Source organism: Micromonospora salmantinae (genome assembly GCF_022230905.1).
GTDB lineage: Bacteria > Actinomycetota > Actinomycetes > Mycobacteriales > Micromonosporaceae > Micromonospora > Micromonospora salmantinae.
In genome coordinates this window covers 26,793-48,941 of record NZ_JAKKFG010000025.1, presented here as the reverse complement: position 1 = coordinate 48,941, position 22,149 = coordinate 26,793, and the positions used below count along the sequence as shown (strand labels likewise).

The 22,149-nt window shown below is 70.5% G+C and carries 23 protein-coding genes, 1 pseudogene and 1 riboswitch; of the genes and pseudogenes, 18 read left to right on the top strand and 6 right to left on the bottom strand.

All coding sequences use genetic code 11. The features are described from left to right. Nucleotides 1–56 precede the first annotated feature (56 nt). Both PSH03_RS20845 and PSH03_RS20840 read right to left on the bottom strand, forming a co-directional pair. Nucleotides 57–947: a septum formation family protein gene (locus tag PSH03_RS20845; protein ID WP_210785465.1), complete on the bottom strand. Its 891-nt coding sequence runs from the start codon at nt 945–947 to the stop codon at nt 57–59. Nucleotides 948–1,029: 82 nt separating this feature from the next. After that, entirely contained in the window at nt 1,030–1,923 is an 894-nt protein-coding gene (locus PSH03_RS20840) for a septum formation family protein (RefSeq protein WP_210785448.1), read from the bottom strand. Between the two features lie 254 nt (nt 1,924–2,177). Between PSH03_RS20840 and rpe the strand changes: the two genes are divergently transcribed. From rpe to ribH, 7 genes are all read left to right on the top strand, one after another. Next, nucleotides 2,178–2,858: a ribulose-phosphate 3-epimerase gene (gene rpe / locus PSH03_RS20835; RefSeq protein WP_210785447.1), complete on the top strand. Its 681-nt coding sequence runs from the start codon at nt 2,178–2,180 to the stop codon at nt 2,856–2,858. Further along, a complete protein-coding gene (locus tag PSH03_RS20830; protein WP_255750946.1) occupies nt 2,749–3,816 on the top strand; it encodes a response regulator in 1,068 nt (355 codons plus the stop codon). Before rpe ends, PSH03_RS20830 begins: the two co-directional genes overlap by 110 nt. A gap of 78 nt (nt 3,817–3,894) precedes the next feature. Continuing rightward, a riboswitch (FMN riboswitch) is annotated at nt 3,895–4,065 on the top strand. 166 nt (nt 4,066–4,231) lie between these two features. Beyond that, a complete protein-coding gene (gene ribD / locus PSH03_RS20825; protein WP_210785445.1) occupies nt 4,232–5,293 on the top strand; it encodes a bifunctional diaminohydroxyphosphoribosylaminopyrimidine deaminase/5-amino-6-(5-phosphoribosylamino)uracil reductase RibD in 1,062 nt (353 codons plus the stop codon). Nucleotide 5,294: 1 nt separating this feature from the next. Then, a complete protein-coding gene (locus tag PSH03_RS20820; protein WP_210785444.1) occupies nt 5,295–5,939 on the top strand; it encodes a riboflavin synthase in 645 nt (214 codons plus the stop codon). Continuing rightward, complete coding sequence (gene pnuC / locus PSH03_RS20815; RefSeq protein WP_210785443.1) at nt 5,939–6,622, top strand: nicotinamide riboside transporter PnuC; 684 nt, start codon at nt 5,939–5,941, stop codon at nt 6,620–6,622. Before PSH03_RS20820 ends, pnuC begins: the two co-directional genes overlap by 1 nt. Beyond that, nucleotides 6,619–7,884, top strand: a complete 1,266-nt coding sequence (locus PSH03_RS20810) for a bifunctional 3,4-dihydroxy-2-butanone-4-phosphate synthase/GTP cyclohydrolase II (RefSeq protein ID WP_210785442.1) — start codon at nt 6,619–6,621, stop codon at nt 7,882–7,884. The genes pnuC and PSH03_RS20810 overlap by 4 nt, the downstream gene beginning before the upstream one ends. A 2-nt stretch (nt 7,885–7,886) precedes the next feature. Next, nucleotides 7,887–8,387: a 6,7-dimethyl-8-ribityllumazine synthase gene (ribH, locus tag PSH03_RS20805; protein WP_210785464.1), complete on the top strand. Its 501-nt coding sequence runs from the start codon at nt 7,887–7,889 to the stop codon at nt 8,385–8,387. Between the two features lie 37 nt (nt 8,388–8,424). Here the strand turns inward: ribH and PSH03_RS20800 are convergent, their stop codons facing one another. The 3 genes from PSH03_RS20800 to PSH03_RS20790 are packed head-to-tail and all read right to left on the bottom strand — an operon-like array spanning nt 8,425 to nt 10,877. Then, nucleotides 8,425–9,168 (bottom strand): amino acid ABC transporter ATP-binding protein, encoded by a 744-nt coding sequence (locus tag PSH03_RS20800; RefSeq protein ID WP_282102866.1) that lies wholly within the window; start codon nt 9,166–9,168, stop codon nt 8,425–8,427. A 3-nt stretch (nt 9,169–9,171) separates the two neighbouring features. Further along, nucleotides 9,172–10,008 (bottom strand): amino acid ABC transporter permease, encoded by an 837-nt coding sequence (locus PSH03_RS20795; RefSeq protein WP_255750944.1) that lies wholly within the window; start codon nt 10,006–10,008, stop codon nt 9,172–9,174. Between the two features lie 5 nt (nt 10,009–10,013). Beyond that, entirely contained in the window at nt 10,014–10,877 is an 864-nt protein-coding gene (locus PSH03_RS20790) for an ABC transporter substrate-binding protein (RefSeq protein ID WP_238690152.1), read from the bottom strand. 133 nt (nt 10,878–11,010) lie between these two features. Between PSH03_RS20790 and PSH03_RS20785 the strand changes: the two genes are divergently transcribed. From PSH03_RS20785 to sigJ, 11 genes are all read left to right on the top strand, one after another. After that, a complete protein-coding gene (locus PSH03_RS20785; protein ID WP_030335709.1) occupies nt 11,011–11,274 on the top strand; it encodes a phosphoribosyl-ATP diphosphatase in 264 nt (87 codons plus the stop codon). A 49-nt stretch (nt 11,275–11,323) separates the two neighbouring features. Next, a complete protein-coding gene (hisG, locus tag PSH03_RS20780) occupies nt 11,324–12,169 on the top strand; it encodes an ATP phosphoribosyltransferase (RefSeq protein ID WP_210785439.1) in 846 nt (281 codons plus the stop codon). Between the two features lie 182 nt (nt 12,170–12,351). Then, nucleotides 12,352–12,825 carry a PH domain-containing protein gene (locus tag PSH03_RS20775; RefSeq protein ID WP_238690151.1) on the top strand — a complete coding sequence of 158 codons (474 nt, stop codon included), beginning with the start codon at nt 12,352–12,354 and terminating at the stop codon, nt 12,823–12,825. 373 nt (nt 12,826–13,198) lie between these two features. Continuing rightward, nucleotides 13,199–13,849 carry a translation initiation factor IF-3 gene (infC, locus tag PSH03_RS20770; protein ID WP_030488427.1) on the top strand — a complete coding sequence of 217 codons (651 nt, stop codon included), beginning with the start codon at nt 13,199–13,201 and terminating at the stop codon, nt 13,847–13,849. A gap of 20 nt (nt 13,850–13,869) precedes the next feature. Continuing rightward, entirely contained in the window at nt 13,870–14,064 is a 195-nt protein-coding gene (gene rpmI / locus PSH03_RS20765) for a 50S ribosomal protein L35 (RefSeq protein ID WP_007458415.1), read from the top strand. A gap of 31 nt (nt 14,065–14,095) precedes the next feature. After that, nucleotides 14,096–14,488: a 50S ribosomal protein L20 gene (rplT, locus tag PSH03_RS20760; protein ID WP_030488429.1), complete on the top strand. Its 393-nt coding sequence runs from the start codon at nt 14,096–14,098 to the stop codon at nt 14,486–14,488. Between the two features lie 83 nt (nt 14,489–14,571). Then, on the top strand, nt 14,572–15,369 hold the full coding sequence (locus PSH03_RS20755) for a TrmH family RNA methyltransferase (RefSeq protein WP_247669881.1): 798 nt from the start codon (nt 14,572–14,574) through the stop codon (nt 15,367–15,369). Nucleotides 15,370–15,588: 219 nt separating this feature from the next. Further along, nucleotides 15,589–16,656 (top strand): phenylalanine--tRNA ligase subunit alpha, encoded by a 1,068-nt coding sequence (gene pheS / locus PSH03_RS20750; RefSeq protein WP_030335722.1) that lies wholly within the window; start codon nt 15,589–15,591, stop codon nt 16,654–16,656. Nucleotides 16,657–16,696: 40 nt separating this feature from the next. Continuing rightward, nucleotides 16,697–19,243, top strand: coding sequence for a phenylalanine--tRNA ligase subunit beta (gene pheT / locus PSH03_RS20745; protein ID WP_238690150.1), 2,547 nt, complete (start codon nt 16,697–16,699; stop codon nt 19,241–19,243). A 771-nt stretch (nt 19,244–20,014) separates the two neighbouring features. Further along, nucleotides 20,015–20,749, top strand: coding sequence for an SDR family oxidoreductase (locus PSH03_RS20740; RefSeq protein WP_210786260.1), 735 nt, complete (start codon nt 20,015–20,017; stop codon nt 20,747–20,749). An 82-nt stretch (nt 20,750–20,831) separates the two neighbouring features. Then, nucleotides 20,832–21,800, top strand: coding sequence for an RNA polymerase sigma factor SigJ (gene sigJ / locus PSH03_RS20735; protein WP_210786259.1), 969 nt, complete (start codon nt 20,832–20,834; stop codon nt 21,798–21,800). A 105-nt stretch (nt 21,801–21,905) separates the two neighbouring features. Here the strand turns inward: sigJ and PSH03_RS20730 are convergent. Continuing rightward, nucleotides 21,906–22,136 (bottom strand): annotated as a pseudogene (locus PSH03_RS20730) (ISAzo13-like element transposase-related protein); the annotation flags it as partial. Between the last annotated feature and the right edge of the window lie 13 nt (nt 22,137–22,149).

Genomic DNA, 22,149 nt, shown 5'->3' with positions numbered 1-22,149 from the left:
TCCGTTCCACGCGTCCGGCCGGTCGACCGACCGGCCGGACGCCGTGCGCGGCGCGCTCAGGTGACCGGGAGGCCCTTGGTGCCGGCGTTCTTCATCGAGCGGGTCAGGTTCCGGTCGGAGATCCAGAGGAAGCACTGCACGCCCCGGTTCCCGTTGCGCCACTCCTCCTCGTACGGCTGGTAGTAGATCGTGCCGGCGCGGAAGTCGAGCTGGGAGTTGTCCGGGACCTTGGCGTACTTGGCGATCATCGTCTGGCAGGCCCGGTGGGTCCGCTTGGTGCTGCGGGTGAACTCGGCGTAGGTGGTGTCCGGCGCCTGCCAGACGCCGACGAACTCGGCGTGGTGCTTGGCGGTGCAGGAGACCGGCACCATCTCGTCGATGTCGTCCTTGACCAGCTTCGGGTTGAAGCAGCGGTACGCCAGCGGGGCCGCTCCGGACAGCGCGCCCCGGAGGCTGCCGGTGCGCAGGTCGACAGCGGTGTCGTCGATGCTGGCGATCTCGGTGACGTCGCAGCGGTACCAGCGGGCTCCGCCCGACCAGGCCTGCGGCGACGGCAGCACGACGGTCAGGCCGAGCCGCCCGGAACGCCAGTCGGCCCCCACCGCCTTGTTGACCGCCGTGTCGCACCCGGTCTGCGCGGCCCGCATGCCGGCGGAGCCGGGCTGCGGAGGCGTGCCGCCGTCGGCGCCCGGACCGGTGAGGGTGCCGACGTGCATGGTCTCCACCCGGTGCGCCTCGGTGCACGCCGTCGGGTTGTAGCCGGTCAGGAAGCCGACCTGCTGGGAACTCTGGTGGCAGACGTCGGCTGCGGGGACGAACTGCTGCGCCGCGACGGGCGCCGGCCAGTCGTCGATGAGGTCACTGTCGATTCCGGCGGGTGCGCCGCACCCGGCCAGCGCCAGGGCCAGCGCACCACCCCCGGCGAACGCCGCCAGCCACCGTCGCATCCCGACCTCCCGCTGCTGCTGGCCCCCGACCGGACCCAGCCGGTCGATAGCGCCACGGCGCAGCAGCATACGGCAACGATGTTCAGATCGCGGGCAGTCCCTCGGGACCGGCGCCGCGCATCGAGCGGGTGAGTTTGCGGTCGTCGCTCCACAGGAAACAGCGCACTCCACGGTCGCCGTCCTCCCACTCCCGCTGCGACGGCGGGTAGTAGATGGACCCGGCCCGGTACGGCAGCTCGCTGTTGTTGGGCACCGCCGCGTACTCGGCGATCAGCGCCATGCAGCGCCGGTGGGCCTGCTCGGCGGACTTGGCGAACTCCGCCCAGCTCATGTCCCGCTCCTCGTAGACACCCACGAACTCGGCGCGGTGCGGCTCGGTGCACAGCACCGGCGCCATGTAGTTGAGGTTGTCGCCGATCAGTTTGGGGTCGAAGCAACGGTGCGTCAGGGGCGTGTCGCCGATCAACGCGCCGCGCAGGCTGCCGGTGCGGTTCACCGGGCGGGTGTTGTCGATGCTGCCGGTCTCGCTGAGGTCGCAGCGGAACCAGCGGGCGCCGCCGGCCCAGGCGGGCGCGGACGGCAACGCGAGGGACAGCGCGAGTCTGGCCGTGTGCCAGTCGCCGCCGAGCACCTGGCGGGCCCGCTGGTCGCACTCGGCGCGAGCCGTGCGCAGCGCCGACGATCCGGGTTCCGGTCGGGCCTCGGTCAGCGCGTCGGGCCCGACGAAGGTGCCGACGTGGATGGTCTCGGCCAGGTGGTTGCGCGCGCAGTCCACCGTCTCGTACGTGCTGGCCTGCACGACAGTGGCGATCCGCGGCAGGCAGGTGTCGGTGGCGGGGGTGAACGGCTTCGGAACCCGCAGCGTCGGCCAGTCGTCGGTGAGATCACCGTCCGCGCCTCGCGCCGGCGCGCAGCCGGCCAGCAGCAGCATCGTCGTGACGCTGGCCAGCACCAGCGCTGGAAGCCACCGTCGCATCGTCCGCCCTCCCGGGAGCTGGCGGCCGGTCGCCGCGCCCCGCGGCGAGACCCCGGCGGGCGTGCAGCCTACGGCACCGTCCCGGTTGGAGTGTCGTCGCGTTTCCGTCGATCGGCCAGTGGCTGATGTCTGTTCGTCCGGATTCGAGGGTCCGGAGCGTCCAATTCTGCACCAATGGTCACTGCTGGGTCACAGGGCGTCCCCAAAGGTGCCGCGATGCGGGTGGCGGGTGGCCACCTTCGTACACTGGCCCCGTGACCGTACCGCCGCCGATCGTCGCGCCGAGCATCCTGGCCGCCGATTTCGCCCGCCTCGCCGAAGAAGTCCGTGCCGTCGAGGACGCCGCGGACTGGTTGCACGTCGACGTGATGGACAACCACTTCGTGCCGAACCTGACCATTGGGCTGCCCGTGGTGCAGAGCCTGCGGGCCGTCACGACGATGCCCTTCGACGTGCACCTGATGATCGAGGACCCGCGCCGGTGGGCCCCCGGGTACGCCGACGCCGGGGCGTACAACGTCACCTTCCACGCGGAGGCGTCCGACGACCCGGTGGCGCTCGCGAAGGACCTGCGTTCGGCCGGTGCGAAGGCGGGCCTGGCCATCGACCGGGACACCCCGATCGAGCCCTACCTGGACCTGCTGCCCAGCTTCGACACCCTGCTGATCATGACGATCAAGGCGGGCTTCGGTGGGCAGCGGTTCATTCCGCAGCTCCTGGAGAAGGTGCGGACGGCCCGGCGGCACGCGTCGGCCGGGCACCTGGAGCTGCGCATCGAGGTGGACGGCGGGATCGCCGCCGACACCATCGAGCAGGCGGCCGCGGCTGGCGCCGACGCGTTCGTGGCCGGCACCGCCGTGTACGGGGCCGCCGACCCGGCGGAGGCGGTACGGCACCTGCGGGCACTGGCGGAACGCGCGGCGCCCGGGGCCTGAGGTGGAGCCCGAGGCCGACCGCAAGGACATCATTCTCGTCGTGGACGACGACGCGGACATCGCTCGGTTCGTCGAGTTCAACCTGCGGCTGCACGGCTTCGAGGTGATCCACGCCAGCGACGGCCAGGAGGCCCTGGAGGTCATCGAACGCCAACGGCCGGACCTCGCGGTGGTCGACCTCATGATGCCCCGGATCGACGGGCTGGAGCTGACCCGCCGGCTGCGCGCCGACCCGATGACGTCAGCCCTTCCGGTGATCATGCTGACCGCCAAGGGGATGACCGTCGACAAGGTGCACGGGCTCAGCGCCGGCGCGGACGACTACCTGGTCAAGCCGTTCGACACCGCCGAGTTGGTGGCCCGGGTCTCGTCCACGCTGCGCCGCAACAAGGAGTTCCGGGAGGTCTCCCCGCTGACCGGGCTGCCGGGCAACAGCCGGATCCGTCGGGAGATCAGCGATCGGGTCCGAAACGGCGTGGACTACGCCGTCGGCTATGTCGACATCGACCGGTTCAAGAGTGTCAACGACCGGTACGGCTTCGTGCGCGGCGACGACTTCATCTCCGCGCTGGCCCGCAGCCTGCACCGGGCGGTGGTGGGCGTCGGGCTGCCACCGGCCTTCCTCGGTCACGTCGGCGGTGACGACTTCGTCATCGTCTGCGCCCCGGACCAGGTGCGCCCACTGACGTCCCGGGCGGTCGTCGACTTCGAGAACGCCGCCGACACGCTCTACGACCAGACCGACCGGGAGCGCGGCTTCGTCGAGTTGAAGGATCGACGCGGCAACATCCGGCGGGCGGCCCTGGTCACGCTCTCCATCGGGGTGTCCCTCTCCGACGCCGGCAAGCGGTTCACCGATCCGCTCGAGGCGATCGCGGTGGCCTCGGAGATGAAGACGGTGGCCAAGAGTCAACCGGGCTCGTACGTGGCGGTGGACCGGCGTCGCGGCGTCACCTGAGCGTGATACCGCTGTGAAGTAGCTCGCCTAGGTGGCGACGGAGCGGGATCGGCGTGTAAGACTTTCCGGGTACCCACCACGCGCTGGCGGGACTCGGTGAAATTCCGAACCGGCGGTGATCCACGGTCCAACCGTGGTCAGCCCGCGACCCGGACGGCTCTGCCGTCCGGTGGACCTGGTGAAAATCCGGGGCCGACGGTTGGGGGCGGTTCGTCCGCGCCCAGACAGTCCGGATGGGAGACAGCGCGCGGGACGGACGGGTCCGAGCCGGCCGCTGGCTTCAGCGTGCCGACCCGACCCCCCGGGGCGGCTGTGCCGTTCCCGGAATCCGCCACCGCCTGCCCGTGGCCCCATGGCCACCGCCTCCCTGACCGCCCGCGCGCGGACCGGCGAGTGAGAGGGCAGGGGCAGCGCGATGGCCAGCGTCTCCGTTGATGAGGCGATGCGGCGTGCGATCGAGTTGGCGGCGCGCGGGCTCGGCACCACCAGCCCCAACCCGGTGGTCGGGTGCGTGCTCCTCGACGAGAACGGCGAGGTCGTGGGCGAGGGCTTCCACGCGTACGCCGGGGGGCCGCACGCCGAGATCGTCGCCCTGGCGCAGGCCGGGCAGCGGGCCAAGGGCGGCACCGCTGTCGTCACTCTGGAACCCTGCGACCACACCGGCCGCACCGGCCCCTGTAGTTCCGCGCTCGTCCAGGCCGGGGTGGGCCGGGTGGTCATCGCCGTACCCGACCCGAACCCTGTCGCTTCCGGGGGCGCCGCCACCTTGCGCGCCGCCGGGGTCCGGGTCGATCTGGGGGTACGCGGTGAGGAGGCCGAGGCCGGCAACGTCGCGTGGTTGACCTCGATGCGCCGGGGCTGGCCGTACGTGATCTGGAAGTACGCCGCCACGCTCGACGGGCGCTCCGCCGCGGCGGACGGCACCAGCATGTGGATCACCTCGGAGGCGGCCCGGATCGACGTGCACGCGCTGCGCGGCACTGTCGACGCGGTCATCGCCGGGGTGGGCACCGTGCTCGCCGACGACCCCCGGTTGACCGCCCGCAACCTGCGCGACGGCAGCCTGGCCATCCGGCAGCCGCTGCGGGTGGTGGTGGACAGCTCGGGGCGTACCCCGGCTGACGCCAAGGTCCGCGACGGCGCCGCCCGCACGTGGATCGCGACCGCCGACGAGGTCGGCGCCGACCCGGACGGCCGGGTCGACCTGTCGGCGCTGCTCGCGGCGCTGCACCAGCGCGGGGTCCGCGCGGTGCTGCTGGAGGGCGGCCCCCGGCTGGCCGGCGCGTTCCTGGAGGCCGGCCTGGTCGACAAGATCGTCGGGTACGTCGCGCCGCGGCTGCTCGGCGCCGGCCCGACCGCTCTGGTCGACGCGGGAGTGACCACCATCGCCGAGGCCATCGATCTGGAGTTCGTCGACGTTACGCAGATCGGTCCGGATCTGCGGATCACCGCTTTGCCCCGCAAAAGGGAGGGCTGAGATGTTCACCGGCATTATCGAGGAATTGGGCGAGATCGTCCGGGTGGCGCCGACGGCAGGGGATTCGGCGCTGCTGGGCGTACGCGGCCCGCTGGTCACGTCCGACGCCCGGCACGGCGACTCGATCGCCGTCAACGGTGTCTGCCTGACCGTCGTGGAGGTGGCCGACGGGGTCTTCACCGCCGACGTGATGGGGGAGACGCTGCGCCGCTCCGCGCTGGGCGCGCTGCGCCCCGGCGACCCGGTCAACCTGGAGCGGGCCGCCGCTCTCGGTAGCCGGCTCGGCGGGCACCTGGTGCAGGGCCACGTCGACGGCGTCGGTGAACTGATCTCCCGGGAGCCGGCCGAGCAGTGGGAGACCGTCCGGTTCCGGCTGCCCGCCGCCCTGTCCCGCTACGTGGTGGAGAAGGGCTCGATCACCATCGACGGTGTCTCGTTGACAGTCGCCGCCGTCGGCGCGGACGAGTTCGCCGTCGGGTTGATCCCGACCACGCTGAAGCTGACCACGCTCGGCGCGAAGGGCGTCGGCGACCCGGTCAACCTGGAGGTCGACGTGCTGGCCAAGTACGTCGAGCGGCTGCTCGGCGACCGGCTCACCAACGCCGACGCCAGCGGGGCGGCCGCGAACCCGGGCGGGGCGGCCTGATGGGCCCGCTCAGTTGGCTGCTGGACGCCCAGGTGCACGTCGCCGGCTCGCCGGTGCTGGCCAGGGAGATCGTCGGCAACGCGTTCGGGCTGGTCTCGGCGCTGCTCGGGTTGCGCCGGCTGGTCTGGGCGTGGCCGGTCGGCATGGTCGGTAACGCGCTGCTCCTCACCGTCTTCCTCGGTGGGGTGTTCGCCACCCCACAGGAGCACGACCTGTACGGGCAGGCCGGCCGGCAGGTGTTCTTCTTCGCGGTCAGCGTCTACGGCTGGTGGCGCTGGCAGCGCAACCGTCGCGCCGACGCCGGGCAGGCCGCTGTCGTGCCGCGCTGGGCCACCGGACGGGAGCGACTGATGCTGCTGGTGGCCGCCGTGATCGGCACCGCCGCGGCGTACCCGCTGCTCAAGGCCTTGGGCTCGTGGGGCCCGCTGCCCGACGCCTGGATCCTCACCGGCAGCCTGCTGGCCACGTACGGCATGGCCCGGGGCTGGGTGGAGTTCTGGCTGCTCTGGATCGCTGTGGACGCGGTCGGCGTGCCGCTGCTGCTGCGCGGCGGGTTCTACCCGTCGGCCGTCATGTACCTGATCTACGGCGCCCTCTGCGTCTGGGGCTTCGCCGCCTGGTGGCGCACCTCGCGCGCCATGGCCACCGTCCGTACGCCCATCTACCGGGAGGCCGTCGCATGACCAGCTTCGGGAGCATTGAGCAGGCGATCGCCGACATCGCGGCCGGCCGGCCGGTCGTCGTGGTCGACGACGCGGACCGGGAGAACGAGGGCGACCTGATCTTCGCGGCCGAGTTGGCCACGCCGGAGCTGATGGCGTTCATGGTGCGTTACACCTCCGGCTACGTCTGCGTGGCGCTGACCGAGAGCGAAGCCGACCGGCTCGACCTGCCGCCGATGCACCACACCAACCAGGACCGGCGCGGCACCGCGTACACGGTGACAGTGGACGCCCGCGAGGGGGTCGGCACCGGCATCTCCGCGGCCGACCGCGCGCACACCAGCCGGCTGCTCGCCGACGCGGCGACCGACCCGACCGACCTGTCCCGCCCCGGGCACGTGGTGCCGTTGCGCGCTCGCGAGGGCGGGGTGCTGCGCCGACCGGGGCACACCGAGGCGGGGATCGACCTGACCCGGCTGGCCGGGCTGCGTCCGGCCGGCGTGCTCTGCGAACTGGTCAACGACGACGGCACCATGATGCGCCTGCCGGACCTGGAGAAGTTCTCCGCCGAGCACGGCCTCACGCTCGTCACCATCGCCGACCTGATCGCCCACCGGCGGCGTACCGAGAAGCAGGTCGAGCTGGTCGCCGACGCCCGGATGCCGACGAAGCACGGGGTGTTCCGGGCGCTCGGCTACCGCGCCGAGCACGACCCGGCCGAGCACGTCGCGATGGTGCTGGGTGACCTCGGTGACGGCCAGGACGTGCTGGTCCGGGTGCACTCCGAGTGCCTGACCGGGGACGTGTTCGGCTCGCTGCGCTGCGACTGCGGGCCGCAGCTGGACGCCGCGCTGGCTCGGGTCGGGCAGGAGGGCCGGGGCGTGGTGCTCTACGTCCGTGGGCACGAGGGGCGCGGCATCGGCCTGCTGCACAAGCTGCAGGCGTACCAGTTGCAGGACCTGGGCCGCGACACCGTGGACGCCAACCTCGACCTGGGCCTGCCGGCCGACGCCCGCGACTACGGCACCGGCGCGCAGATCCTCTACGACCTGGGCGTGCGGTCGATGCGGCTGCTGACCAACAACCCGGCCAAGCGGGCCGGCCTGGAGGGGTACGGGTTGACCATCACCGGCCGCGAGGGGCTGCCGGTCGGCGCGCACCCCGAGAACATGCGCTACCTGCGCACCAAGCGGGACCGGATGGGTCACCTGCTGGACGAGTTGGACGAGGTGTCCGAGGCGCCATTGGGGCGTCCGGTCGCCAACGACGAGATCGGAGCATGACGATGGCGGGTTTCGGTGAGCCGGGAGTCGAGGCGGTCGACGCCGCGGGGCTGACCGTCGGGGTCGTTGCCGCCCGCTGGCACGGCGAGCTGACCGACCACATGCTGGAGCGTGCGGTGGCCGCCGCCGAGGCGTGCGGCGCGCGTTCCGTGGTCGCCCGGGTCGCCGGCTCGGTCGAGCTGCCGGTGGTCGCGCAGGCCCTCGCCCGCCGCTGCGACGTGGTGGTCGCCCTCGGCGTGGTGGTCCGCGGGTCCACCGCCCACTTCGACTATGTGTGCCGTTCGGTCACCGACGGGCTGACCCGGGTGGCGCTGGACGAGGGCAAGCCGGTGGCGCACGGGGTGTTGACGGTGGAGACCATCGAGCAGGCCCGCGACCGTGCCGGTCTGCCCGGCTCGGCGGAGGACAAGGGTTGGTCCGCCACAGTGGCGGCGCTCGACGCGGCGCTGGCCGTGCGGACGGTGGCTGCGGGCAATGCCCAGCGGGTCGGCTTCGGCGGCTGACGCCTCTGCCGCCTCGGCCGTCTCTGAAGGCGGGCCTTCAGAGACGGCCGGCCTCGATGATCCGGCGCAGGAACTGCCGGGTACGAGGCTGGGTCGGCTCGCCGAGCACCTGCTCCGGCGGGCCGCTCTCGACGACCCGCCCGGCGTCGAGGAAGCACACCTCGTCGGCTACCTCCCGGGCGAAGCCCATCTCGTGGGTGGCCAGCACCATTGTCATGCCGTCGGCCTTCAGATCGCGGATCATCGCCAGCACCTCGCCGACGAGCTCCGGGTCGAGCGCGGAGGTGACCTCGTCGAGCAGCATCAGTCGAGGTGAGTTGGCCAGCGCCCGGACGATCGCCACCCGCTGCTGCTGCCCGCCGGAGAGCCGGTCCGGGTAGGCGTCCGCCTTGGCGCCGAGCCCCACCCGGTCCAGCAGCTCCCGGGCCTGCGCCTCCGCCTCCGCCCGGACCCGCCGGTGCACGTGGCGCGGCGCGAGGGTGATGTTGTCCAACACGCTCAGGTGCGGAAAGAGGTTGTACGCCTGGAACACCATGCCGATCCGCCGCCGGACCCGGTCCGGGTCCACCCGGGGATCGGAGATGTCCTCCCCGTCCAACTCGATGGTCCCGTCGTCGAGTTCGTCAAGCAGGTTGACGCAGCGCAGCAGTGTCGACTTGCCGGACCCGGACGCGCCGATCACTGCCACCACCTGGTGCTCGGCCACGGTCAGATCGAGGTGGTCGAGCACGACGTGCCCGCCGAACTCCTTGCGCAGGCCCCGACACCGCAACAACGCCATGGGTCAGCCCCCCGACTGTCGGCGGGCCGCACGCAGCGTCACCCAGTCGGTGACCGCGATCAGCGGGATGGCGAGCAGCACGAAGAGCACCCCCGCCACGACGTAGGGTGTGTAGTTGAAGGTCTGCGCGGTGGCGATCTGGGCGGCGCGGACCGCGTCGATCGGCCCGGCCAGCGAGACCAGCCCGACGTCCTTCTGCAACGCCACCACGTCGTTGAGCAGGGGTGGCGCCACCCGCCGGACGGCCTGCGGCAGGACCACGTGCCGCATCGTCTGCCGGTAGGTCAGGCCCAACGAGCGGGCCGCGGCGAGTTGGCTGGAGTGCACCGACTCGATGCCGGCCCGGAACACCTCGGCGAGGTAGCCGCCGTAGGTGAGGACCAACGCGATCCCACCCAGCACCAGCACCGGCGGCATGCCCTGCAACCGCAGCCCCGGCACGCCGAGGGTGAGCAGGTACAGCACGATGATCAGCGGTAGGCCGCGGAAGGTGTAGGTGTAGCCGGCGGCCAGCGCGCGGACCGGGAAGAAGACCGGCCCGCGCAGCGTCCGCAGCACGGCGATCACCAGCCCGAGCAGCAGCGCGCCGACCGCACAGCAGACCAGCAGCCGTACGTTGAGCCAGAGCCCGCTCAGCACCGTCGGCAGTGCGTCGCGGGCGATCTCCGGATCCAGGAACGACCGCCGGACCCGGTCCCAGCCCGGCGCCCCGGTCACCGCGATCACCAGCAGCGTGCCGAGCGCCGCCGTCGAGGACGCCGCGACGAGCACGCTGTAGACGGTCTGCCGACGCCGGTACGCCGACCGCCGCAGCTGCGCCTTCGAGGGCGCATGGTCCAGAAGCGTCACCTCAGCTCGGCCGCCCCTGCCACCTGCGCGAGCCACTTCTGTTCCAGTTCCTTCAGCGTGCCCGCCGCGGTGAGCTGACCGACCGCCCCGCTCACGCAGGAGGTCAGTGGGGAGTTCTTGTCCAGCAGCAACCCGAACGCCTCGGGCGTACCGACCTGCGGCACCTGCCCGACGATCGTCGCGTCGGTGATCTCCGCGCCGGTGATGTAGAAGGCGGTCGGAAGATCCACCACGAGACCGTCCAGCTGCCCGTTCTGAAGGGCCTTCTTCGCGTCGTCGTTGCTGTTGTAGACCAGCGGCTTGGCGGTCGGCTTGATCACGTCGGTGATCGCCTGGTAGCTGGTGGTGCCGACCTGCGCGCCGAGCCGGGCGTCCCGCAGCTCGGCCAGCGACTTGCGGCCGGCGATCTTCGAGGACTTCAACGCGATGACGGTCTGCCGTACCAGGTAGTACGGCGCGGAGAAGTCGACCGCCTGCTTGCGTTCGTCGGTGATGGAGAACTGGTTGATGTCGAAGTCGAAGTCCTTCGGCCCCGGCGCGATGGCGGTGTCGAACTTGACCCGGGTCCAGGTGACGTCGGCGCGGGCGTAGCCGAGCTTCTCGGCCACCGCGTACGCGACAGCGGATTCGAAGCCCTCTCCGCTGTCCGGCTTGTCCTTGGCGAACCACGGCTCGTACGCGGGCTGGTCGGTGGCGATCGTCAGCTTGCCCGGCGTACGCGTGGGCAGGCTGTCCTTGGCGCAGGACGGCGCTGCTGTGACATTGGGGGTGGGTTTCTCGTCCTGTGGCGCGCATCCGGCGGTGGCTACGACGACGGCGCCGGCGACGGTGAGCGCGAGGAGACGTGAGCGGCTGGCCATGGCGGACAGCGTAGAGCTCCATGGGCATCGATCGACAATTGTCCCACCATGTTGGTAGGGAATTGTCCGCTTGCTGGATTTTGGCGGACCCGGACGCGGGGTGCCGCCCGGGTGGCTGGAAGAATCGTTCCCCGTGAAGACGTTCGAGGAGTTGTTCGCCGAGCTGCAGGCCAAGGCCGCCGCCGGCACCCCGGGCTCGGGCACCGTCGCCGCGCTGGACAAGGGCGTGCACTTCATCGGCAAGAAGGTCGTCGAGGAGGCGGCCGAGTCGTGGATGGCCGCCGAGCACGAGGGGCCGGAGCGCACCGCCGAGGAGATCTCCCAGCTGCTCTACCAGGTCCAGGTGCTGATGCTCGCCAGCGGTCTCGAACTCAAGGACGTCTACCGACATCTGTGAGTGCCCCCACCCCTGTTGATCGCCAACCGGATCGAAGGAGCACTCCGTCATGCTGCGTGTCGCCATTCCCAACAAGGGCACCCTGGCCGAACCGGCCGCCCAGATGCTGCGCGAGGCGGGCTACCGCCAGCGCACCGACCCCAAGGACCTCGTCTGCCGGGACGAGGCCAACGACGTCGAATTCTTCTACCTGCGTCCGAAGGACATCGCCACCTACGTCGGCTCCGGTGACCTCGACCTCGGGATCACCGGCCGGGACCTGCTGATCGACTCGGCCGCGCCGGCCGAGGAGGTCGTCGACCTCGCCTTCGGCCGGGCCACCTTCCGCTTCGCCGCCCGCCCCGACGACATCGCCTCCGTGCAGGAGTTGGGCGGTCACCGCATCGCCACCGCGTACCCGGGGCTGGTCGAACGGCACCTCGGCGAGATGGGCGTCAAGGCCGACGTGATCCGCCTCGACGGCGCGGTGGAGAACGCCGTACGCCTCGGGGTCGCCGACGTGATCGCGGACGTGGTGGAGACCGGCGCGACCCTGCGCCAGGCGGGCCTGGTGGTCTTCGGTGAGCCGCTGCTGCGCTCGTCGGCGGTGCTGGTCCGGCGCGCCGACGCGCCCGCGCAACCGCAGGCCGAGCAGTTGCTGCGCCGCCTGCACGGTGTGCTGGTGGCCCGCCGCTACGTGATGCTCGCCTACGACGTGCCGGCCGGTCTGCTGGACCGGGCCAGCGGGCTCACCCCGGGCATCGAGTCGCCCACCGTGTCGCCGCTGCACCGCGAGGGCTGGGTGGCGGTGCAGGCGATGGTGCTCCGCGACGACGTGCACCGCATCATGGACGAGCTGTACGAACTGGGCGCCCGCGCCATCCTCGTCACCAACATCCACGCCTGCCGCCTCTGACCCTGCTCCGCGATCTTGCACTTTCCGCACCGACACAGGGCGCCTATCACCCTGTACCGACAACCGAAACCGCAAGATCGGCGACCCTTCCGCTCGCCAGGGGGCGCAGGACTCGGGGTTCTGCGGTGGTGGCTCGGCGGGTGGTGCGTTTGGTGGACGAGTGCGGGTGGCAAACTGGTGGGGTGAGTGAAACCGAACTGGTCCGCCTGAAGCCCCGCCGCATCCGCGTGGTCTGCTGGTCGGCGGCGGCTGCCCTGGTGGTGGTGTTCGCTCTGGTCGCTACCTCGTTGAGTGGCCCGACCGGCGATGGTTACGGCAGCTTCCAGCGCGGCGACCAGATCGCCATGATCGGCCTGGGCGTCTTCGGTGCGCTGGGCTTCCTGCTGTTCACCCGTCCCCGGGTCGAGGCGGACGCCCGGAGCATCCGGGTCCGTAACGTCATCAGCTCCTACGAGCTGCCCTGGGAGGTTGTCCGGGGCGTCCGCTTCGACCGGGGCGCGCCGTGGGCCAGCCTGGAGCTGCACGACGACGACCTGCTGCCGATGGTCGCGTTGCAGGCCGCCGACAAGGAGCTGGCCGTCGACGGGGTCCGCGCGCTGCGCCGGCTGCACGAGGCCCACCAGGCTCGCCTCGCCGAACGCGCCGTCGGCCGCTGACCCAGCGCGGTTGACCCGCCGACCTGCTGGGCTCGGCGTCTCTGAACACCAGGTCGTGCCCGGTTTGGGGGTCGCCGGGCCGCCGGTGTAGTGTTATCGAGTCGACCAGGCTGTCTCCGCGTGCGAGCAGGCAGCCTTGAAAGCGGAGCGCCTGCTCCCACCCGAGTCGCCGCTACGGTGGCCGGGTCCGGTCACCGGTTCCGGGCATGTCCCGGTGCCGGATGCGCGATCCTTGTGATCGTGCTGACCGGTCGAGCGGGCCCTGGCATATGCCGGGGCCTTCTGCTTTTCGGTCGGTTCCCTCCCGGGAGCCGCAGGGGTCGGCGAGTGAGCAGAAACGACTCGAGGAGGCCCCATCAGCGTCGAACCACGCGTGAACGAGCAGATCCGGGCACGTGAGGTCCGACTGGTCGGCCCAGAGGGTGAGCAGGTGGGCATCGTCCCGCTGGAGCGCGCTCTTCAGCTGGCCGCGGACGTCGATCTGGACCTGGTCGAGGTTGCGCCGATGGCGCGCCCGCCGGTGTGCAAGCTCATGGACTTCGGCAAGTTCAAGTACGAGAGCGCACTCAAGGCGCGCGAAGCGCGGCGTAATCAGCAGCAGACCGTCATCAAGGAAATGAAGCTTCGGCCGAAGATCGACCCGCACGACTACGAGACCAAGAAGGGTCACGTGGTGCGGTTCCTCAAGGCGGGCGACAAGGTCAAGGTGACGATCATGTTCCGCGGTCGCGAGCAGAGTCGTCCGGAGCTGGGTTACCGGCTCCTGCGCCGGCTCGAATCCGAGATCACGGAACTGGGATACGTCGAGGCCGCTCCGAAGCAGGACGGTCGAAACATGATCATGGTTCTCGCCCCGCATCGGGCCGTCAAGGCCTCCGCGGTCGCCGCCACGGCGTCTCGCGGCGGACCTCGGGACCGGGCAGCGGACGAGTCCGCCGCTCCGGAAGCCGATGAGACCGCAGCGGTCAGCGAGACCGCAGCAGCCGGTGACACCGGCCTCGCCGCCGACACCAGCAGCGAGTAACAGGGGAGAAGACGTTCCACATGCCGAAGATGAAGAGCCACACGGGTATGGGTAAGCGGGTCAAGGTGACCGGCAAGGGCAAGATCGTTGCCCAGCAGGCCGGCCTCCGCCACAACCTGGAGAAGAAGCCCTCCACCCAGACCCGCCGGCTGACCGGCACGGTCGTGCTGGCCAAGGCCGACGTCAAGCGCATCAAGAAGCTGCTCGGCCGCTGACGCGCGCCACCTTACGTAATTAGGAGTTGAGATGGCACGCGTCAAGCGGGCTGTAAACGCCCAGAAGAAGCGTCGTACCCTGCTGGAGTCCGCGAGTGGTTACCGCGGTCAGCGCTCCCGCCTGTACCGCAAGGCCAAGGAGCAGGTGCTGCACTCGATGCAGTACGCCTACCGGGACCGTCGCGACCGCAAGGGCGACTTCCGGCAGCTGTGGATTCAGCGGATCAACGCGGGCGCCCGGGCCAACGGGATGACCTACAACCGTCTGATCCAGGGCCTGCGTCTGGCCGGCATCGAGGTCGACCGCAAGATCCTGGCCGACATGGCTGTCAACGACGCCGCCTCTTTCGCGGCGATCGTCGAGCTGGCCCGGGCCGCGGTCACGGCCGAGGGCACCGGCGGCGCGGCGGCTCAGGCCGCCTGATCCCCACGCACCAGAGCGAGGCGTCTCCCGTGTCGGCACCGCCGTCCGGGGGGCGCCTCAATCGTGCCGGAGGAGCGCACATCATGGCTTTCACCCCGCGTACACCAAGGGTTGTCGCCGCCCGCCGGCTGCAACGCCGCCGGGACCGCGACGCCACCGGCCGTTTCCTGGCCGAGGGCCCGCAGGCGGTCCGCGAGGCCCTCGCGCGGCCGGAGGTGGTCACCGAGTTGTTCGGTACGACCACAGCGCTCGACAGGTACCCGGAGTTGGCCGCCACGGCGGCCCGCGCCGACGTGCCGGTCTCCGAGGTGACCGACGACGCGCTCGCGGCGCTGACCGAGACCGTCGCCCCACAGGGGTTGGTCGCCGTCTGCCGGCACCTGGACGTGTCGCTGGAGCAGGCCCTCGCGGGTGCTCCCCGGCTGGTGGCGGTGCTCGCCGAGATCCGCGACCCGGGCAACGCCGGCACCGTGCTGCGCACCGCCGACGCGGCCGGCGCGGGTGCGGTGATCTTCGCCGGAGACGCCGTCGACCCGTACAACGGCAAGTGTGTGCGGGCCTCGGCGGGCAGCCTCTTCCACGTCGACGTGGTGCGCGCCCCCGACCCGGTCGCGGTGGTCGACGCGCTGCGCGCCGCCGGGCTGTCGATCTTCGCCACCACCGGGTACGGCGACAACGACCTGGACGACCTGACCGACTACGGTCGGCTCGTCGGGCCCACCGCCTGGCTGTTCGGCTCGGAGGCGCACGGGCTGCCCGAGGAGTTGACAGCCGCCGCCGACACCACGGTGCGGGTGCCGCTCTACGGGCGCGCGGAGAGCCTCAACCTGGCTGCCGCCGCAGCGGTCTGCCTGTACGCTTCAGCGAGAGCGCAGCGCTGAGGGTGATTGCCTCCGGCGCGACTGACAGCAGGGGAGAGCGTCCGTCCATGAACGCGACACGGCGTTCGTTTAGCCAGCCCGCCGGTGTCGGCGGGCGGCGGGCCTGACCTGCTCCCTGCGCAACTCCTACCGGCGGGCTGCGGCACAGCCGCGCGTCCGTAGACTCGCCTAGCCGCCCCGGTGAGGGCTGGCGCCGCCGTGAGGGAGTGCCCGTACGCCATGAGCTACCGCAACGATCCGTACGACCCGAAGCAGGTCGCCCTGCTCGACCCCGCCGCCCTGGCCGAGGCCGTCGCGGACGCCACGAAGGCGTTCGAGGCCGCCGCCGACCCGGACGCGCTGACCGCGCTGCGCTCGGTGCACCTGGGTGACCGGTCACCGGTCTCCCTCGCGCGCCGGGAGATCGGCGCGCTGCCACCGGCCGCGAAGTCCGACGCCGGCAAGCGGGTCAACGAGGCCCGGCGGGCGATCGAGTCCGCGTACGCCGAGCGCGCCGAGGTGGTGGAGCGCGAGCAGGCCGAGCGGGTGCTGGTCGAGGAGCGGGTGGACGTCACCCTGCCCTACGACCGGCGTCCGCGCGGCGCCCGGCACCCGTTGAGCACCCTGATGGAGTCGATCAGTGACCTCTTCGTCGGGATGGGCTACGAGGTGGCCGAGGGGCCCGAGGTCGACCTGGAGTGGGTCAACTTCGACGCGTTGAACATCCCCGCCGACCACCCGGCGCGCGGGTTGATGGACACCTTCCACATCGCACCGGAGGGTTCCGGCCTGGTGCTGCGTACGCACACCTCGACGGTGCAGACCCGCACGATGCTCAGCCGCAAGCCGCCGATCTACGTGATCGTGCCGGGTCGCGTCTACCGCACCGACGAGATCGACGCCACCCACAGCCCGGTGTTCCACCAGGCCGAGGGCCTGGTGGTCGACAAGGGCATCACGATGGCCCACCTGCGGGGCACGCTGGACCACTTCGCCCGGGCGATGTTCGGCCCGGAGGCGAAGACCCGGTGGCGGCCGCACTACTTCCCGTTCACCGAGCCGTCGGCGGAGTTCGACGTGTGGTTCCCGGAGCACCGGGACGGCCCGCAGTGGGTCGAGTGGGGTGGCTGCGGCATGGTCAACCCCCGGGTGCTGCGCGCCTGCGGCGTCGACCCGGAGGTCTACTCCGGATTCGCGTTCGGCATGGGCATCGACCGGACCCTGATGGTCCGGCACGGGGTCAGCGACATCCGCCATCTCTTCGAGGGCGACGTGCGGTTCAGCCGCGCGCTCGGGACCGGGGCGTAGGCGATGCGGGTACGAGACACGGGAACGGTGGTCTGAAGTCATGCGAGTTTCTGTCAGTTGGCTGCGGGAGTACGTCGACCTCCCCGCCGACCTGCCCACCGGTGACCTGGAGCAGGCCCTGGTCGATCTCGGCATCGAGGTCGAGTCCGTGGTGGACCTGGCCGGGACCGTCACCGGCCAGCTCGTCGTCGGTGAGGTCCGCGAGATCGAGGAGCTCACCGGCTTCAAGAAGCCGATCCGGTTCTGCCGGGTCGACGTGGGTGCCGCCAACGGCACCGGTGAGCCGCAGGAGATCGTCTGCGGTGCCCGTAACTTCGCCCCGGGTGACCGGGTGGTGGTGATCCTGCCCGGCGGCGTGCTGCCCGGCGGCTTCGCCATCGGCGCCCGCAAGACGTACGGGCACAACTCGGCGGGCATGATCTGCTCGGTCAAGGAGCTGGGCCTGGGCGACGACCACTCCGGCATCATCGTGCTGGGGCCGGACGTGACGGCCAAGCCGGGTGACGACGCGCGCCCGGTGGTCGGCCTCGACGACGTCGTCCTCGATCTGGAGATCACCCCCGACCGGGGGTACGCGCTGAGCCTGCGCGGCCTGGCCCGGGAGCTGTCGCACGCGTTCGACGTGCCGCTGCGCGACCCGGCCCTGGCACCGGCTCCGGGCGGCACCGAGACGCCGGCGTACCCGGTGGAGGTCCGCGACACTGTCGGCTGCGACCGGTTCACGGCCCGCCTGGTCCGCGGGGTCGACCCGACCGCGCCCACACCGTCCTGGATGCAGCAGCGGCTCGTCACCGCCGGCATCCGCAGCATCTCGCTGCCCGTCGACATCACCAACTACGTGATGGTGGAGCTGGGCCAGCCGATGCACGCCTTCGACGCCGACCGGATCGCCGGGCCGCTGGTGGTCCGTCGCGCCGACGCGGGGGAGAAGCTGACCACCCTCGACGGGGTCAACCGGGTGCTCACCGCCGACGACATGGTGATCTGCGACGACACCGGCCCGATCTCCCTGGCGGCGGTGATGGGCGGCGAGACCAGTGAGGTCGTCGCCGGCACCACCACAGTGCTCTTCGAGGCGGCGCACTGGGACCCGGCGATGGTCGGGCGCACCGCCCGCCGGCACAAGCTGTTCAGCGAGGCCGCGAAGCGCTGGGAGCGGGGCGTCGACCCGGCCGTGGCGCTGGTCGCGCTGGAGCGTGCCGTGCGGCTGCTCACCGAGCACGGCGGGGGCACGCCGAGTGCGGAGATCCTGGACATCGACCACGTCCGGCCGCGTACCCCGATCAGTCTTCCGGCGGACCTGCCGACCCGGCGGGTCGGCGTCGAGTACCCGCCGGCGCGGGTGGTCGCCCTGCTGGAGCGGGTCGGCTGCACTGTCGCGCAGGGCGCGGACCGGTTGTCCGAGGACCCGGGCGCGGTCGGCGTGGCCAGCGGCGTCGGGACGGTGCTGAGCGTGACCCCGCCGACCTGGCGGCCCGACCTGACCGACCCGGCCGACCTGGTCGAGGAGGTGGTCCGCCTCGACGGGTACGACCGGGTGCCGTCGGTGCTGCCGACCGCGCCTCCGGGGCGCGGTCTGACCCCGCGGCAGCGTCGCCGCCGGGCCGTCGCCGGGTCGCTGGCCGAGCGGGGGTACGTGGAGGTGCTCGCGCACCCGTTCGTGTCGCCGGAGCTGGCCGACCAGCTCGGCCTGCCGGCCGACGACCCGCGCCGGCCCGCGGTGCGGCTGGCCAACCCCCTGTCCGAGGAGGAGCCGCTGCTGCGCACCACGCTGCTCGGCCCGCTGCTCGGCATCCTCAAGCGCAACCTCGGCCGGGGTCACCGCGACCTCGCCCTCTACGAGATCGGCGCGGTCTTCCACCCGCGCGTCGGCGCCGGCAGCCCGCCGGCGATGGGCGTGGACCGACGCCCCACCGACGCCGAGTTCGCGGCCGCCGACGCTGTGGTGCCGGCGCAGCCGGTGCACGTCGCGGTGGTGCTCTCCGGCGACCTGGACCCGGCCGGCTGGTGGGGTGCGGGTCGACCGGCCGGCTGGGCGGACGCGATCGAGGCGGCCCGTGACGTGCTGGCCGCCGCCGGGATCCCCGACGAGCGGGTCGAGGTGCGCGCCGCCGAGTACGCCCCGTGGCACCCGGGTCGCTGCGCCGAGCTGCGGGTCGACGACTCGGTCGTCGGACACGCTGGCGAGTTGCACCCGGTGGTGGTCGCGGCGTTGGAGCTGCCCCGCCGCACCAGCGCGATGGAGCTGAACCTCGACACGCTGCCGCCGACCCCGGTGACGCCGGCGCCGACGGTCTCCGGCTTCCCGCCGGCGCTGATCGACGTGGCTCTGGTGGTGGACGACTCGGTGCCGGCGGAGCAGGTGCGCCGGGCGCTGGAGGCGGGCGCCGGTGAGCTGCTGGAGGACGTGCGGCTCTTCGACGTGTATTCCGGCGCGCAGCTCGGCGCCGGCCGCCGCTCGCTGGCGTACAAGCTCACCTTCCGGGCACCGGACCGGACGCTCACCGTCGAGGAGGCGGTCGCGGCACGGGACGCGGCGGTCGCCGTCGCGGCGGAACGCCTCGGCGCCACCCTGCGCGGCGCCTGACGAGGGTCGGCCCGCCCCGCCCCGCGATCTCTTGATCCGCGGGTCCGGGGTCCGAGTCGCTGGCGGGGCACCTGCGATTAAAGGCCCTGGCCTGGTGATTTCTCACCAGGCCAGGGCCTTTAAAAGCGGTGGATTGAATACGGCACCCGTTACGGAGGCTCTCGTGGGTAGCTATTCAATGGATGAACGTGAAGCATTTGAGGTGATGTCAAAGTCGGCCGCGTGGACGGACTGGCTGGAATGTGTTCGGGTGACCATGGACAAGTGACGCCGCACGGAAGCCCGTTCTCAATGTTCAGGGCACCGGCAGTTGGTGCCGTGACCGGGGAGCTTAAGAGAAGTCTCGCAACTCCGAGCGCGGTTCGCAGCCGGATGCGATCCTGGGGGCATGGCGGGCCCAGGCCAGGATGACGCCGAGGTGGCGTACATGCGGGAGGTCACCGAGGCCGAAGGTGATCTCGACGACGAGGGGGGTAAGCATCGTTCCCCCGTCGTGAGAGGCGCGAACGGGAGTCAGGTGATGTCGACCACGCCGAGACCGGGCTCCGCGCACCTTCGCTTCGTGTTGGCATACGCCTTACCATGCAACGCGCGCGCCGTAGCCCTCCCCACGGCCCGCATTCACCGGTGAGGTCCGCCCCCCGGTTACCCCCACCGGTCGCAGCGGCTGAGGGGCCCTGAGAAAGATCTGCCTCGGAACCTGACATCTTCCTGGCCTGCGTCGTCATATTGGTGAGGGCGGCGACCGGTGGCCCGGAACGGGAGTGAAAAATGAAGGTTTTCATCGCTGGTGGGCGCGGCCGTGTCGGCTCCCCCCTTGCTGACAAGCTGGAGGCCAGGGGCGTCGAGGTGGTCTCGGGAGGACTTGATGACGGGATCGACGTGATCTCTGGCGAGGGGCTCGCCGAGGCCCTCGTCGGAGTCGACACCATCGTGAACGTCCTGAACACCCCCCGTTTTGATGCGGAGGGGGCGATTTCGTTCTTCGAGGGAGCGATCAACAATCTGAATGCGGAGGGCAAGCGGGCAGGTGTGCGTCATCACGTCCTGCTCTCCATCGTCGGCGTCGGACAAGGAGACGCGTCTGAGATTGGGTACTACCTCGGCAAGGTAGCGCAGGAGAAGGCCGCAAGATTCGGTTCGATCCCCGCAACCATCATTCGAGCCACTCAATTCCAGAGCTACCTTCCCGTCCTCATCGACCAGCACACTGTGGACGGAAAGGTTTTCGCTCCCAGGTCGTTCATCCAGCCCGTCGAACTGGACGAGGTCATCGAGCTGCTCGCCGAGGCTGCCACGACATTGGAGCCGGGAAGCGAGGTCGAGATCGCTGGACCCGACCGCTTCTACCACGATGACCTCTTCCGTGCCACGCTGGCTGATCGCGGAGACGACCGCGAGGTTGTGACCGTGGAGGCGGAAGGGGCACCCGATGCGATGGTTCCACGTGGCGCTCACCGGGTAGGGACTGTGAGGTACCCCATTTCAGGAATCCCCCTCGCCTGAAACCAAAATAAGAGGACGATGGAACGCTCGGGCGTCAGATGATAGTTGAGGCATGCCGCGCTCAGATCGGAAAGGGTGCCCAATGTCGGAAGATTTTCCTGCCGAATCCGTAGGGTTCGGAGGAGCCGAGCGTGATGAATCGCGGATTCTCGATTCCGTCGCGGCCGAGCGACGCCGTTTGATGTCGCTGGCCTTTCGTATGATGGGCACCCTGGCCGATGCTGAAGATGTTGTGCAAGAGACGTATGTCAGATGGTACCGCCTTGAGGCCGAGGAACGTGAAGCGATTGCCACGCCCGCTGCGTGGTTGATGCGAGTTGCGAGCCGTATCTCACTCGACATGCTGGGCTCCGCGCGGGCACGACGGGAGACGTACGTCGGACAATGGCTACCGGAGCCAGTCCCATCTGACCTCTTTGCGGACGCAGCGAAGGAGCCAACGAGCTCCAGTCATATCGCCGCCGACCCGCTCGATCACGTTTCCCTCGATGAGACGGTCAGTATGGCTTTGTTGACGGTCCTCGAGTCTATGACCCCAGCGGAGCGAGTGACGTTCGTACTGCATGATGTATTCGGTGTGCCGTTTGGCGAGATTGCCAGTGTTGTGGGCCGTTCACCAGGAGCCGTAAGGCAATTGGCGACGTCCGCACGTCGGCACGTTCGAGGAGGAAGGCGAGCACAAGTTTCTCCTCAACAGCATGATGAAGTTGTTCGGGCATTTCGCGACGCAACGGTTGGAGGGAATATTGAAGACCTGTTGCGCGTGTTGGCCCCGGACGTCGAACTGCGAGTAGATGGCGGCGGATTCGTCAATGCCGCACCTCGGGTTATCCGTGGTTCGGATCATGTAGCGCGGTGGCTCATGGGAGTGATGCGTAAGCAACCCGCTCTCCGTTTTGAGCGACGAGACACGGCTGACGGTCTCGGATACATGCTTAGAAATGAAGATCATCGATATGGGGTGGCCACCTTCGACGTCAGTGCTGAATGTGTGACGAACGTGTGGCTGATGCTTAATCCGCTGAAACTGACGAATTGGTCACTCGACTAAGGGATTGCAGATCATTAACACGTTGTTTTGATCTTGTTGTCCTCGCCGGTCTGTGCCCGCGGCTGGTGCCGAACAGCACGGCGAGGGGTTCCGCGGCCAGGGCGGCCACCGGCGGCGGATCGATTCCCACTGCGAACGCGGCGGTGTCGTGATCGGTGCCGACATTGACCCAGCCGGTGTTCGCGGTCAGATCGTAGATCCCGTAGGGACGGCTTTGCCCGACTGCGGGTCGGCGAAATCGTGGACGCTGACCGGGGCAGGCTCGCCGGCGGGACGCCACTGGCGGCCGCTGTTCTCGAAGTCGCCGACGAGCTCCTTCTTCTGGGTGTTCACGCTGTGACCGGCTGGC